Origin of the sequence: Bdellovibrio bacteriovorus, assembly GCF_041888015.1 — a bacterium.
GTDB lineage: Bacteria > Bdellovibrionota > Bdellovibrionia > Bdellovibrionales > Bdellovibrionaceae > Bdellovibrio.
In genome coordinates, this window is the sequence record NZ_CP168968.1 from 2957280 (window position 1) to 2970939 (window position 13660).

A 13660-nucleotide genomic window follows, 5' to 3' on the forward strand; every position below is an offset into this window, starting at 1 on the left:
CTAAGGGGGCATTTCCATTTTGAACCAGGACATTTTAGGGAGCGAATCATGGCAAAGAAAAAAGCAAAACCGGCAAAGAAAGTAGCAAAAAAAGCAGCTAAACCTGCTAAAAAAGCGGCTCCAAAAAAAGCTGCTGCTAAAAAAGTAACTAAGAAAGCTGCTAAGCCTGCTAAAAAAGCAACGGCAAAAAAAGCAGCTCCTAAGAAAGCAGCTAAACCTGCTAAGAAAGCTGCTCCTAAAAAAGCCGCTGCAAAAAAAGTAACTAAAAAAGCTGCTAAGCCTGCGACTAAAAAAGCCGCTGCTAAGAAGCCTGCTGCGAAAAAACCAGCAGCTAAAAAGCCAGCCGCTCCTAAAAAAGAAAAAGTAGCTAAAGCTGCTGTCGGTGGTATTGCTGCAACAGAAATCATCAAACCAGCTATCGAGGAAATCTCTGCTGACTTCGACGACGAAACTGAAATCGACAGCATGATCGAGATCGAAGAAGAAGCTGTTGAGTCTGACGACTGGGATGACGAAGGCGAAGAATCTGAGGAAGCTGAAGGTTCCTTCGAAGAAGACGAAGAAACTGAAGATGAGACCACTTCCAAAGATGATGATGGCGATGACGACGACGATGATGAAGATGACGACTTCGGTGATGACGAAGGTTACTTCTAGTCGCTGCGCACACAGTTAAATAAAAAAGGGAGTCTTTGACTCCCTTTTTTATTATCATCAGGCCATGTACAAACATCTCTATCAAAGATTTCTGGCCGCCCATCCTTCCGAACTGCACTTTGCCTGCCACAGCCATCATTACTGGCCCGACTGCACCCGTGAAGCCCACCAGCAATACTGGGATGATTCCTGCAAATATGTGGACGACAAATGGGGCTATATCTTTTCCACGAAAATCCCCCAGGCACAAAAGCTGATTGCCGAGAATCTAAATCTGTCCCATCCCGAGCAGATTGTCTTTGCACCGAATACCCATGAGTTCGTTTTCCGACTAGTCAGCTCGCTGAACTGGAAAAAGACGGTGCGTATTCTCACCACCGACTCTGAATTCTACAGCTTCGACCGTCAGATCAACCGCCTGTCAGAGCTTGCAGAATTCGAAGTGGTTAAGGTTCCCACTCTGCCCTTTGAAACTTTCCACGAACGCTTTGAAAAAGCTCTTAGCTCTGAAAACTGGGATATGGTTTTCTTCAGTCAGGTGTTCTTTAATTCAGGCTTGGTGGCAGATATTCCCCGACTGGTGACGAAGGCCCCGGCTTCGGCGATGGTGGTGATCGATGGCTATCATGCCTTTATGGCCGTGCCGACGGATCTCAGCTCTGTACAAGAACGCATCTTCTATTTGGCGGGATCTTACAAATACGCCCAAGGCGGCGAAGGGGCTTGTTTTCTTTATGTTCCCACCAGCACCCGTCACCGTCCTCTTTACACTGGCTGGTTTGCCGAACTCTCGCACCTGTCCGCCGTGGGAAATGAAGTGGGTTATCCAACGGATGCCCTTCAATACGCTGGCAGCACGATGGACTTTTCAGGTGTCTATCGACTGATAGCCACGCTGGAAACTTTTAAAAAAGAAAACCTGTCTGTCGAGGTCATTCACCAACTGGTGCAAAGAAATCAGAAGCAGTTTTTGCAGGAGCTTTCCGGCAAATCCCATCCCCTGCTGCAAAGATCGAAAGTTTTGATGAACAATCCGGATCAGCACGGTCACTTCCTGACGTTTGAACTGCCATCCACTGAAGACACGCAGAAACTGGTGAAAGAGCTGGCTAGCAAAGGAATTAAGACTGATTCCCGCGGCAATCGCCTGCGGTTTGGGTTTGGATTGTATCATGATGAACAGGACATTCAGGAGCTCATCCGTCGTCTTTAGCTCGCAAGCAAACCATTCGCATTCGCCATGGATAATCTTGAATCAATCCACTGAATAATCTAGACTGCTTCTTTTGCTTTTCAGCTCTTATGGAAAGGACGTTATGAATATTCAACTTGATTCCGAATTGGCCTGGTCCTTATTGAAGGCAGCCTTTCTACTGGTGCTTTTTACAGTCCTTTGGAAAGTCATCACCCTGGCTAAAAAAAAGGGGGAAGAGGCGCTTCAAAAATATATCGACAGTCACATGACCAAGCTCAAAGAGAAAAAACTCTTGGTATTTGATGCGAAGGTCATCAATAAAACATTTATGGGAATCTTGAGTCTGGTCACGTTCTTTATACGTGTGAGTCTGATTTACCTTTTAGGCACAGCCATTCTGCTCGCTATTCCCTACACTCAATCTTGGTCGGCTCAGATTATTGATTTTATTCTGACTCCTTTGCGCTGGCTGGGGGCCGGAGTTGTCGCTGTTCTTCCAAACCTGATTTTTATTCTGGTCATTGGAGCGGTCGCGCACTACCTGCTCAAAGCTTTGAAGTTCATTTTTGATTCTCTCAAGGACGAAAGCATTCATATCAATGGCTTCCATGCGGACTGGGCTGAACCGACCTATCAGCTTGCCCGTATTTTGGTCTTCGTGATCTTTATGGTGGTTTGCTTCCCATACATTCCGGGATCGGACTCTGCGGCCTTTAAGGGATTATCAGTGTTTCTGGGGGTTTTGATTTCTTTGGGATCATCCTCTGCCATCAGCAATGTGATGTCTGGTCTGGTCATCACCTATATGCGCCCGTTCCGACTGGGGGATCGAGTGAAAATTGCGGATATTGTCGGCGATGTACTTGAAAAGAATCTGCTTGTGACAAGAATTCGTACAGCCCAGAATCTGGATGTCACAGTTCCAAATGCCATGATTCTTTCAAATCATATTACCAACTTCAGTTTTCAGGCAGATAGCAAGGGTGTTTCTACAAGTGTCAACGTAACTATCGGGTACGACGTTCCTTGGGATCAGGTTCACAACACTCTTCTTGCTGCAGCGAAAAGAACTCCCTCGGTACTGGAGCAACCAGCTCCGTTTGTTCTTCAGACAAGTCTGAATGACTTTAACGTCGCCTACGAACTCAATATCTGGACCTCAGAGCCAAAGGCACTTAGACAGATCTCTTCCGATTTAAACCGTTATATTCAGGAAGAATGCGCCAAGGCCGGTATCGAAATCATGTCTCCACACTATATTTCAAACCGAGACGGCAGCAAGAGCACCATCCCCAGCCTTCAATAAAAAAAGGCCGTCTTTCGACGGCCTTTTTCATTTTAACCTCTTGGGGCTAAAGCAGACTTATTCTGAATCATTTTCGCCAGCAGATCATTCATAGAGCCTTTTTCCTGCTCCGAAACCACATTCCAGAAATTTGCCACTCGCGGATACCACTGCGGGAAGATTTCCTGAATCAATTGCTCGCCTTTGCCAGCCAGTTTGATAACAAAAGAACGACCATCAGACTGATGCCCTTCGCGAACCACCAATTCAGCCTTTTCAAGGCTGTTGATCAAACCTGAAATCGTGGCTTGGGTAACACCGACCTGATTCGCAAGTTCAGAAGGACGCAGTCCCGCCGGAGAATTACGAAGCATGAACAACAACATGAAACGTCCAGAGGACAAATTGTACTTGGCAAGCAGGCCATCCAGGCTGTTTTCGATCTCGCTGGCCACCTTCATAAACAGAAGATTTGAATACAACGCTGCTGAATCCGCCGCGGAGTTAAGACTTTGGACAGAAGCTTGAACTTCTTCCTGGGAAGGGATGTCTTGGATAAAAAGTTTCGCCATAAGGCCTCCAACAAATTCTAAAAACGGGCGGAATCCTTGAGGGTCCCGCCCGACACTAAACTATTTCACTGGAACCATTCCATCGTCAGACTTGCTGACTTTTTCTTCAAGAACCGCTTCGCGGGGCTCTACTTCCATTTTCTTCTGGGAAGTGAAGCGCGTACCGAAGTTGTTCGCCCAAACACGGAATCTATCCACATAAGTAAACACCGCAGGAACCACAATCAGAGTCAGAAGCGTCGAGGAAATCATACCCCCAATAATCGCAACCCCCATCGCCGTACGAGTCTTGGAAGCCGCATTCATACCGATGGCTACCGGCACAACCCCGGCAATCAACGCAAAGGACGTCATCAAGATCGGACGAAGACGTGTTTTACCTGCCATGATCAATGCCTCACGACGGTTTTTACCTTCTTCCATCATCTGCTTGGCGAAGTCGACAAGCAGGATACCATTCTTACCAGCCACCCCGATCAACATGAAGAACCCGAAGATCGCAAAGATCGTCAGAATCTCGCCTGTCAGGAACAAGGCCAGGAACGCACCACACAGAGCCAGCGGCAATGCCACCATGATCGTGATCGGCGTGATGAAGGACTCATACAAGCTCGACAGAATCAGGTAGATGAACAAAATCGCAAAGCCCAATGCCATCACTGTGGATGTCATCAGTTCCTGCATGTTTTCCGCATCACCACCAAAGCCGAAGCGAACACTTGGAGGCAAGGCATTTTCACCCGTCGTCATTGCTGACACCGCAGAGTTAACGACCTCACTCAAGCCCGTTCCCGGAGCCAAGCCCGCCGTGATCTGAATATAACGACCACGATCCTGACGTTCGATGGAAGCCGGGCCGGATTCCAAATCACCTTTGGCAATGTCGCTCAGACGAACCAGTTTTCTGTTCACGTTCGGGATATAGGCATCGTTAAACGTTTTCAACAAGTCCCGCTGATCTTCTTTCAAACGAACGCGGACTTCGTATTCACGACCTTTTTCACGGAATTTCGCTGGCGTAAAGCCTTCGACTTGCGCACGCAGCTCAGAACCCATAGTCGATGTATTGATACCATATGCTTTAGCTGCTCCAGGCTTCAGATGAACCTGCATTTCCGGTTTACCAGGGCGATAGTTGGAATCCACGTCCTTTAGACGTGCATCCTTCTTCAAAAGTTCAAGCATTTTTGTGCCTGCCTTTTCAAGCTCAGCAGGATCTGCGGAAATAATGTTCAAGATAAATGGCTGCTGCCCCATACCACCAGTGGCGTCATATCTTTTAACAACTGGATTGGCTTGAGGTAAATGCGCCAATTGACCACGAATCTTATCGCGGAATTGCTCTGTTGTCAGAGGACCACGTTCTTTACCTTCTTTCATGCGCACATAGAAACTGGCTTTATTGGATTCACCGTACAAGCTTCCCACAATCATTGTGGTGAAACTGACTTCCGGATTGTCATGCAGAATCTTATCCACCTGACGAGCCAGCTCTTCAGTACCATCCAAACTTGTACCCGGCTGCATTTCAAGGGTCACCGTAAACTCACCACTGTCGTCATCCGAAATAAACGCACCGGGAACTTTAGTCACCGTGTAGATACTAAGGAAGAACACCAGAACCGTCAGACCGATCGTCACTTTTGGCCAATCCAAAGAGACATTCAGAATCTTTTCGTAAACATTTTCCAGCCAAGTCTGCACACGGTCGAAACCTTTTACCAGACGGCCCAGAGTCTTGTCATACAAGCCTGCTGGCTTGTGTTTGTCATGACCACCACCGTGACCAGACCCACCAAAGTAAGCTGTCAGCATCGGAATCAAAGTCATCGCCACAAACCAGCTGATCGCCATGGAGAATACCACGGTCATACCGAACTGCTTCAGGAACTGACCAATCGTTCCGGACATCGTACCCACTGGCACGAAGACCGCAATAACCACCAAAGTGATCGCCATAACGGCCATCTGGATTTCAGTGGTTCCTTTTTCCGCCGCAGTCAGTGATTCCTCACCCAGCTCCATACGACGATAGATGTTTTCAATAACCACGATGGCATCATCGATCAAAAGACCCACAGCCAAAGTCAATGCCAACATCGACACGATATTGATGGAGAATCCCGCCAACTTCATGATCGTGAACGCCCCAATCAAAGAGATCGGAACAGACAAAGCCGTGATAAAGGTGGAACGCGGGCTTCCCAAGAAGAAAAAGACCGTAATAACCGTCAGAAGGATACCAATGATGATCGTTTCGTAAACGTCATACAAGTTGTTCGAGATCTTGACGGAAGCATCCGTCATCACCGCAACAACCGGGGCACCATCCATCTTTTCAAGCTCAGGCTTGATTCGGTTCATCTGTTTGATCACATCCTGAGCCACTTTTACAGTGTTGGAACCGGACTGACGATAAACCTGAAGGAACAGGGATTTTTCACCATCAACATAAGCGCGGGACTTTTCATCCGCCAAGGTATCAACAACGACACCAAGATCCGCCACACGAGTTGGGACTTCATTTCCGTACAGATTTACCAGCGTGTCGGAAATCTCTGGCACGGACGAGAATTCGCCCAGACCGCGGAACACGAGTTCCTTTTCGCCCTGATTCACCTTACCGGAAGGAATATTCTGACCGGAAGCACCGACTTGCGCTGCCACCTGAGAAACTGAAATCTCGCGGGCTTTCAATTTTTTACGATCCAAAAGAACGTGGATTTCACGCTCACGACCACCGATGATCTCAATCGCACCGACGTTCTGAACCTGCTCCAAGCGAGGTTTTACGAACTGGTCTGCGATATCGAACAACTGCGCATCCCCCAGATCTTTCGCGGTCAAAGAGACCGTCAAGATCGGAGTATCGGCCGGGTCAAAACGCTTGATCAGCGGATCTTCCACTTCATCAGGAAGTTTTGATTTGGCGATGTTTACTTTATCGCGCACTTCCTGTTCCGCATGCTTTACGTCCACTTCACTATTGAACTCAACGATAACCTGAGAAACCCCTTCCAGGGATTTGGAGGTCAAACGTTTGATACCAGAAATTGTACTGACTTCCTCTTCGATCGGACGGCTGACCAGAGTCTCAATCTCGGCAGGCCCCGCTCCCGCATAAACAGATTGCACTGTTACAACTGGAATGGAAACATCCGGATACAAGTCCACGGACATGGATTTGAAGGAGGCCCAGCCCACCACCACCATGGCGATGGTCACACACGTGATGAAGATCGGGCGACTGATGGATAACTTAGGTAAACTCATGGCTATTTCCCTCCTTCAGGAGAGGCTTGGTAAAGCTTGATCTGAGCCTGCAGACCAAGGATATTTGCTGCTAATTTTACTTTGCTCAAAGCAGACTGAGAATAGTCCTGCTCAAACAACAATACTTGATAAGTCGTTGTACGCCCTTGACGCAAACGAGTGCGTTCAGCTTCCAATTTGGCTTTCTGAGCATCTTCAATGCGCGCCAACAAACGAAGATTGTCACGAGCATCCTGAAGATTACGAGTCAGACCGACCCAGTCCTGATCTTGCGCATAGTAAGCATATTGACGATTCAATTCCGCTGCACGTTCGGTCTTCTTCGCACCCGCTTTCGCGTCACCGGCTGCAGAGAAATTCAATGGCATACTGAAACGAAGACCCACAAAGCCCGTGTCCTGCTCGGTTTTTCCGGCATTTTTCAAAGCTTCGTTGAACTCTTCATCACGACCATTCAAAGAGTAGTTGGCATACACATCCAAAGTCGGACGATTGCGTTCCAATGTCAGAGCTGCCGATGCCTTGGCTGCTGCCAACTGTGCATTGGTTGCTTCCACGTCGGCGCGCGTGCCCGGACGAGCTTCCGGAACTGCCAGATTTTCCAGAGACTTGTAATTCACTTTTTCCAACGCTTCGACAGAAGCATAAGCTTCGCGATTCAGGAATTTATTGAAAGCTCTTTGCGCTTCCACCTTTTCGTTGTTGGCCACTTGAAGCTCTAAAGTACGAGCTTCCACCAGCGCACGAGCCTGAATGACGTCAGCATCCTCGCCCAGATTCATTTTTCTTTTCTTAGACACATAATCCAGAATGTTCTGAGCGGCTTGCTTGGCTTGCTCCTGAATAACGACAACATCCTGCCAGGCCGCAAGCTTCCAATAAGCTGCCTCTGCGCCGACAAGAACGTTCAAGGACTGCCCCTGACTGGCATATTTATCTGCCATATTCTGAGCACGCAGAGCTTCTTCATTGGCTTGAGCCGAACGACCAAACCCATTCCCCCACAACGGCATTGCCAACTCCAACTTTGGAGTCGCATCCCAATATTTTTGTGGATTGATTGGCGATCCCGAAGCCAGACCTTCGAACTCTGTGCGGGTCATATCATAATAAAGTTTGGTTTGAAGACCGAAACTGAATTGTTGTGATACACCGAGGGAGTAGTACTGACTTTTTACTTCGTCGTACATTTTAGGATTTCCCGGCTTACCGTCACTGCCAATACGCGCTTCCGCAAACAGCTTCGGGGTGAAAATCAAATCAGCTTCACGAGCTTTAAGCTCAGCACCTTCTGACTGCTCGGCACTTCCTTTATATGCAGAACTTCCGCTCTTTACTTGTTCCAGGTACTCGTTGAGCGTGAGGGCCGACGAAGCCGTTCCATGCAAAAGAGTCCCACAGATGAGAAGCTTTGCTCCCCATTGTATGATCTTCTTATTTTCCATAACTGAGTCTCCAAAGTCCTATTACTGACTGGTTGAATATGTAATCGCTTACATACAAATAAGTACCCCAACACTTATAAGTATGCAATCAATTACTTAATTGAATACCAATTAACCTTATGATACAGTAGTCTATATATAGTGATTTTAGGTATTTAGGGGGCTATTCCATGTCTGAAACATCTCAACTTAAGACCACACCAGACGAAGGTGCTGAGAGTCAAAAGGGTAAAAAGCGCGATCGGTCTGCTTCAGAAGAGCGCTTGATTGCAGCCGGCACCGAGATCTTCTCCAAGCACGGCTACAGTGCTGCAACCACCAAAATGATTGCCAAGAAAGCAGACGTCAATGAATCCCTGATCGGTCGCTACTTCGATGGGAAAGAGGGTTTGCTTCTTTCCATCATCGAAAGATTTATCGAGGATCTTCGCACCGAAGAACCTCCCTATCCGGCACAAGCGACCTTGTACGATGAATTGGAAAACTATCTTCTGTTCAAGCTGAATATGAAGGACGACCGCGACTGTCTTGGCAGAATCATCATCGTGCAGTGTCTGACAGACAATAAGTTCCGCAAGAAGGCCCTTGAGCGGATTCCTATTTTTACTGATCCCAATCTTCTCAAGCGTCTCGAGACCCTCAGAGACAACGGAAAGATTCCGGCCACAGAAGACCTTGAAGGCATTTGCCAAGACCTCGAAGCCTACATTCATGGCGTGTTTCTATTTGATCTGATTCTTTCTGAAACTCCAGAAAAGGAAGTCTTCGCTCGTGCCCGTAAGTTCCTTGCACGCTATACTCGAGGTATCGACTAACACAAAAGCTTTATACAAAAAAACAGCCATAAAAAAAGCCCACTTTTCAGAGTGGGCTTTTTTGTTTTCATTGTTTAGTTATTCTGGAATCGGAAGATCCGTAATCACACCACCGTCATCAGCGACCGGAGGAGGAGGCGTGGTCGGCTGCTTGCCTGAACCAGTGCCTGTGCCGGAACCAGACTTGGATTTATCTTCCTTGTCTTTCTTTTCCTGCTCTTTTTTACGTTCCTCTTCTTCCTTGCGTTTACGCTCTTCGTCCTGGCGCTTCTTCTCTTCTTGTTGTTGTTTCGTCTGCTGCTCGTTCTGCTTGCGTTGCTCGTCTTGTTTACGCTGCTCATCCTGACGGCGCTGTTCATCCTGCTTGCGCTGTTGTTCCTGCTGTTTGCGAGCTTCTTCCTGCTTACGAGCTTCATCCTGGGAAGAAGAACCTAACTTCGGCAATTCCGGCTGCGCAACTACATCTTCACGACGGCGGCGCTCTTCTTCTTGGCGTCTTTTCTCTTCTTGCTTACGAGCCTCTTCTTGACGGCGTTTTTCATCTTGCTTGCGTTGTTCTTCCTGTTGACGGCGCATTTCTTCCTGACGACGTCTTTCTTCAGCGGCTTTTCTTTCCGCTTCAATACGGCGCTTTTCAGCTTCGATGCGGGCGCGTTCTTCAGCATCGTGACGGGCTCGACAAATTCTACTGGCATTTTGAGAAGACTGACCTCTAGAGTATTCCTCTTTTATACAATTGTTCAAAGCCACGTTACGACCATTACGGCAAAGTGACATTGCCCCAGAAACGTCCTGACCGCCCTTAATAACCAGTTCGGCAACACACTCTGGATAATCGCGAGTTCTAGCTTCATGACAAACCTTAGAAGCCTCTAAGACTGGGTTATCATAGTTCTGGTAGTACTTCTGCATTTCAACCAAGCAGTCTTGTACTACAGGTCTTGCCTCAGCTCCCATCGAGCAAGCAGCACCTGCAACATTAATCATGGAGTCTTGCCATCTCCTAGCAGTCAATAGATTGAGGGCACATCTTTGAAACGACAGATCAGTTCTACCAAAAGAACAAGCTTGATCAGTAACAGACTCATAGGTGCTTAACTGGGAATAGAGTGAAGCTGAACAGTCCGCTTCAGATACACGGGTAATCGCACCAGGCGGTGGCAATGGTGGTGGCGCGTCTTTCTTCTTACCAAAGCCTAAAAAGCCGGCGTGAGAAACACTTGAAAAAGCCATGATAACGGACATTGCTAGTACATATCGTTTCATAGAAACCTCAACATTCACGATGGGAAATGCAACCCTTGCGCCAGAGCCCTCTCAAATTAAGACGATTTGATAGAAATTCCATGGATAGACCTTAGACACAGATGCCATTCTACGCCGCCTCGATTCTCGGGGCTGAGCCTCCTCTCTCAGAAGCCCTCTTCTGCCTGAAATTTGTCTCAATTTGAGATTTTCTATCCCTTGCTAGAAGACCTGCAACTCGGGTAGCCTTTTTGGCATGAACTCATTCTATACGCGCACCCAGTGGATCGAAGAAAATTTTCAGGAAATTATTCCCTCTTCCGAGGTGGTTTTAGATCTGAAGTATTCAACGGCAGACAACTTTATGAACGAGGACGTCTATGCTGGCTTTGGCCGATGCTTTATGGCGCCACTGGCGGCCGAGATGATTTTGAAAGCATGTAAGGTTCTGCGCAAGGAACAACCTCATCTTCAGTTTCGTATCTGGGATGCCCTGCGTCCGCGCAGTATTCAAGCGCAGTTCTTTGACTTCTTGGCGGGCACACCGTTTCAAAGCTATGTCGCCAACCCTTTCCCTGGGTCTTTACACAATTTCGGAATGGCCATCGACCTCACCTTACAAACCAAGGAAGGCGAGCTTCTGGACATGGGAACTTACTTTGATGATTTTAGGGATATCGCGCAACCAAAGTTAGAAAATCATTTCCTGAAAACCGGAGAATTGACACAAGCTCAGTTGGACAACCGCCTGCTGCTAAGAAGACTGTTGGAAGATCAAGGATTCAAAGTGCTGGAGCACGAATGGTGGCACTTCAACGCCCTTCCCAAGGAGCAGGTCTACGGAAACCACCCTATTTTGGAATAATTTGCTACTCCGAGTCCGCGAGCCCCAATTCCTGAATCGTGCTCTGCAAGCCTATGAGATCCTGCTTCTCAGCAGTCCTCACACGATTGCGAGCAATCTCATCTATGCTATCAAATAAACTTTTCGACGAATCACGTGTCATACCAACCTCCGGCACCACAACAATTCCGGTTCCAGGAATCTTGCGTTCTATCCCACGAGGAGGAGGAGGCTTAGGCCCTAGATCCAAGGCATAGACATATGGCTCAAAAGAAATCTTCTCTACCATCCCCTCATACCTTTTCTTTAAGAAGCCATAGCTCTGGAGTACCACCCGAATATCTGCTTGGCGGAAGTAATTCAAGACAGACCTATACTCCCCCTGACAAGCCTTCTGAAGGCATTTGGAATCTAAGCGATCAAACACCTCAGAGTCAGAATACATGAGGCCCGCCGTCATGACTCCGCTAATCAAAATCGAATAGTGATCATCACTATTAATATAGCTGGAGATGGTTTTCATCACCTCGTCCTTCTGACTACGGAGATCACTTCTTAAAAAGTAAGTAAATAAATTAGTACTACTTCCACACACATCATATACAGGAGAGATTGCATTTTCTTTTAAAAATCCAACTAGCTCTTTAATATCATTTTTTAAACATAAGATAAAAGACTCGCTCATCAGACGACGAGCAGACTCCTCAAACAGTGGAATGTACTTCGAGTTCAGAAAGATAAATACGCTAGATTCTTGAGTTCTCGAGAGTGTAAATGGTGAAGCGCCAGCAGCAAAAAGCTCCCTAGACAATTCAAACCGATCCAGCCCAACACTTAATGCCAAAAGGGACTTACCTTCAGAAGAAACCTGATTCATTTCGCCAATGGTTATCTTTTCTAAATTCTCCTTCAAGAGAGATAAATCATTGTTCTTAATGGCAATCACAAGGCAGTCATAAGCAGACAGAGAACTATCAATTACCGTATGAGGTTGCGTTTTCACACCTTGATTCTTGCCACCTGCGTCCTTAGAAAAAGAACACCCCGACAGGGCAAGGGCTGAAACAATTAGCAGCGCAACAAGGTTCATAACTACTCTCCAGGCAAAAAAAGCCCGGAGTGGAAAGAGAGAGAACCACTCCGGGCAGCTAGTTAGGAACTATTTCATCGGCTTCGTGTGAACCGCGAATTTTTCGAATTCGCCGTACTCGTGAAGTTTGTTATAAAGAGTCTTGATCGTGATACCCAAGTTGTTGGCAGCCTGAGTTTTGTTGCCACCGAAGTGAGCCAACGCTTTCAGGATGTAACGCTTCTCAAGCTCATGCAAAGTCATTGCAGGATCATAAGCGATAACGTCTTTTTCAGTCTCGCCGTTACGGATATTCTCTGGAATATCATTCAACATGATCATGTGACCGTCAGACAGAATCTGCAATCTTTCACACACGTTCTGAAGTTCACGGATATTACCCGGCCACTCATAACGAATCAAAGCTTTCATCGCTTCTTCATTCACAGAACGACCACGGTTCAGGTAGGCGTGCTGGGAGTTATTCAGGAAGTGATTCACCAAAGCAGGGATATCTTCCTTACGACGACGCAGAGGCGGAGCACTTACCACGATCGTGTTGATACGATAGAACAAGTCCTCACGGAAGTTGCCACGAGTCACTTCCTGATCCAACTCACGGTTGGTCGCACAGATCAGACGGATATCCACTTTGATTGGGTCTTTACCACCCACACGGTAAACTTCACCTTCTTGAATGAAACGAAGAAGTTTAGCCTGGATTGCCGGATCCAATTCACCGATTTCATCCAGGAACAAAGTTCCACCGTTAGCGGCTTCAGCCAAACCGATTTTGCGGTTGTAAGCGCCAGTGAAGGAGCCTTTTTCGTGACCAAACAACTCTGACTCAAGAAGAGTCTCACGAAGAGCACCGCAGTTGATCGCAACGAAAGGTTTGTTTTTGCGACCTGAACGCTCATGGATAGAACGAGCAATCAACTCTTTACCTGTCCCAGACTCACCCAACACAAGGATGTTAGCTTGGGATGGAGCTACACGGTCGATCATCTTCATCAAACTGCCCATCACTTCGGACTGATAGACGATGGTCTTGTTTTCAACCACTTTGGAAGTTTGATTTGTGTTCCACATAACTTGGTTTGCATTCTGAGAAGAGGGCAAAACAGTCGTTGAGTTGTTTTCGTTCATAGCTCCACCTTTCGGTTTACGTACTTTTTAAACTTGGGTGGGCGTCTCAATTTGAATATCTCGCTTTGATACGCCGCGACAACGCATTGAGTTATAACTTTGGTCGTGTAG

Annotated in this window: 11 protein-coding genes; 5 read left to right on the top strand and 6 right to left on the bottom strand. The window is 47.2% G+C overall.

Going from position 1 to position 13660, the window contains the following annotated elements; all coding sequences use genetic code 11:
• The first annotated feature begins 48 nt into the window (after nt 1–48).
• The 3 genes from ACES2G_RS14155 (at nt 49) to ACES2G_RS14165 (ending at nt 3158) form a co-directional block, all read left to right on the top strand.
• The gene (locus tag ACES2G_RS14155) at nt 49–657 is read left to right on the top strand and encodes a hypothetical protein (protein WP_347357740.1); all 609 of its coding nucleotides are present in this window, start codon (nt 49–51) and stop codon (nt 655–657) included.
• A 64-nt stretch (nt 658–721) separates the two neighbouring features.
• Entirely contained in the window at nt 722–1870 is a 1149-nt protein-coding gene (locus ACES2G_RS14160) for an aminotransferase class V-fold PLP-dependent enzyme (RefSeq protein WP_347357741.1), read from the top strand.
• Nucleotides 1871–1973: 103 nt separating this feature from the next.
• Nucleotides 1974–3158: a mechanosensitive ion channel family protein gene (locus ACES2G_RS14165; protein ID WP_347357742.1), complete on the top strand. Its 1185-nt coding sequence runs from the start codon at nt 1974–1976 to the stop codon at nt 3156–3158.
• Between the two features lie 32 nt (nt 3159–3190).
• Here ACES2G_RS14165 and ACES2G_RS14170 read toward each other — a convergent pair whose 3' ends face one another.
• Genes ACES2G_RS14170 through ACES2G_RS14180 form a run of 3 tightly spaced genes read right to left on the bottom strand, consistent with a single transcriptional unit; the run spans nt 3191 to nt 8427 of the window.
• A complete protein-coding gene (locus tag ACES2G_RS14170; RefSeq protein WP_347357743.1) occupies nt 3191–3709 on the bottom strand; it encodes a MarR family transcriptional regulator in 519 nt (172 codons plus the stop codon).
• A gap of 60 nt (nt 3710–3769) precedes the next feature.
• Nucleotides 3770–6982 carry an efflux RND transporter permease subunit gene (locus tag ACES2G_RS14175; RefSeq protein WP_347357744.1) on the bottom strand — a complete coding sequence of 1071 codons (3213 nt, stop codon included), beginning with the start codon at nt 6980–6982 and terminating at the stop codon, nt 3770–3772.
• 2 nt (nt 6983–6984) lie between these two features.
• Complete coding sequence (locus ACES2G_RS14180) at nt 6985–8427, bottom strand: TolC family protein (RefSeq protein WP_374000568.1); 1443 nt, start codon at nt 8425–8427, stop codon at nt 6985–6987.
• Nucleotides 8428–8597: 170 nt separating this feature from the next.
• Here ACES2G_RS14180 and ACES2G_RS14185 point away from each other — a divergent pair, with 170 nt between their 5' ends.
• Nucleotides 8598–9242 (top strand): TetR/AcrR family transcriptional regulator, encoded by a 645-nt coding sequence (locus ACES2G_RS14185; protein ID WP_374000569.1) that lies wholly within the window; start codon nt 8598–8600, stop codon nt 9240–9242.
• Between the two features lie 78 nt (nt 9243–9320).
• On the opposite strand, the gene ACES2G_RS14190 is transcribed toward ACES2G_RS14185, so the two are convergent.
• Nucleotides 9321–10508 (bottom strand): hypothetical protein, encoded by a 1188-nt coding sequence (locus ACES2G_RS14190; RefSeq protein WP_347357747.1) that lies wholly within the window; start codon nt 10506–10508, stop codon nt 9321–9323.
• Between the two features lie 235 nt (nt 10509–10743).
• On the opposite strand from ACES2G_RS14190, the gene ACES2G_RS14195 reads away from it, so the two are divergent.
• Nucleotides 10744–11352 (top strand): M15 family metallopeptidase, encoded by a 609-nt coding sequence (locus ACES2G_RS14195; protein ID WP_347357748.1) that lies wholly within the window; start codon nt 10744–10746, stop codon nt 11350–11352.
• A gap of 4 nt (nt 11353–11356) precedes the next feature.
• On the opposite strand, the gene ACES2G_RS14200 is transcribed toward ACES2G_RS14195, so the two are convergent.
• Nucleotides 11357–12421 carry a hypothetical protein gene (locus tag ACES2G_RS14200; RefSeq protein ID WP_374000570.1) on the bottom strand — a complete coding sequence of 355 codons (1065 nt, stop codon included), beginning with the start codon at nt 12419–12421 and terminating at the stop codon, nt 11357–11359.
• A 69-nt stretch (nt 12422–12490) separates the two neighbouring features.
• Nucleotides 12491–13549, bottom strand: coding sequence for a sigma-54 dependent transcriptional regulator (locus ACES2G_RS14205; RefSeq protein WP_347357750.1), 1059 nt, complete (start codon nt 13547–13549; stop codon nt 12491–12493).
• Between the last annotated feature and the right edge of the window lie 111 nt (nt 13550–13660).

Excerpts from the sequence above, each read along its gene's own strand:
- ACES2G_RS14165 (WP_347357742.1), top strand. The coding sequence starts at position 1,974 with ATGAATATTCAACTTGATTCCGAATTGGCCTGGTCCTTATTGAAGGCA.
- ACES2G_RS14185 (WP_374000569.1), top strand. The coding sequence starts at position 8,598 with ATGTCTGAAACATCTCAACTTAAGACCACACCAGACGAAGGTGCTGAG.
- ACES2G_RS14155 (WP_347357740.1), top strand. The coding sequence starts at position 49 with ATGGCAAAGAAAAAAGCAAAACCGGCAAAGAAAGTAGCAAAAAAAGCA.
- ACES2G_RS14175 (WP_347357744.1), bottom strand. The coding sequence starts at position 6,982 with ATGAGTTTACCTAAGTTATCCATCAGTCGCCCGATCTTCATCACGTGT.
- ACES2G_RS14160 (WP_347357741.1), top strand. The coding sequence starts at position 722 with ATGTACAAACATCTCTATCAAAGATTTCTGGCCGCCCATCCTTCCGAA.
- ACES2G_RS14200 (WP_374000570.1), bottom strand. The coding sequence starts at position 12,421 with ATGAACCTTGTTGCGCTGCTAATTGTTTCAGCCCTTGCCCTGTCGGGG.
- ACES2G_RS14190 (WP_347357747.1), bottom strand. The coding sequence starts at position 10,508 with ATGAAACGATATGTACTAGCAATGTCCGTTATCATGGCTTTTTCAAGT.
- ACES2G_RS14170 (WP_347357743.1), bottom strand. The coding sequence starts at position 3,709 with ATGGCGAAACTTTTTATCCAAGACATCCCTTCCCAGGAAGAAGTTCAA.
- ACES2G_RS14180 (WP_374000568.1), bottom strand. The coding sequence starts at position 8,427 with ATGGAAAATAAGAAGATCATACAATGGGGAGCAAAGCTTCTCATCTGT.
- ACES2G_RS14205 (WP_347357750.1), bottom strand. The coding sequence starts at position 13,549 with ATGAACGAAAACAACTCAACGACTGTTTTGCCCTCTTCTCAGAATGCA.
- ACES2G_RS14195 (WP_347357748.1), top strand. The coding sequence starts at position 10,744 with ATGAACTCATTCTATACGCGCACCCAGTGGATCGAAGAAAATTTTCAG.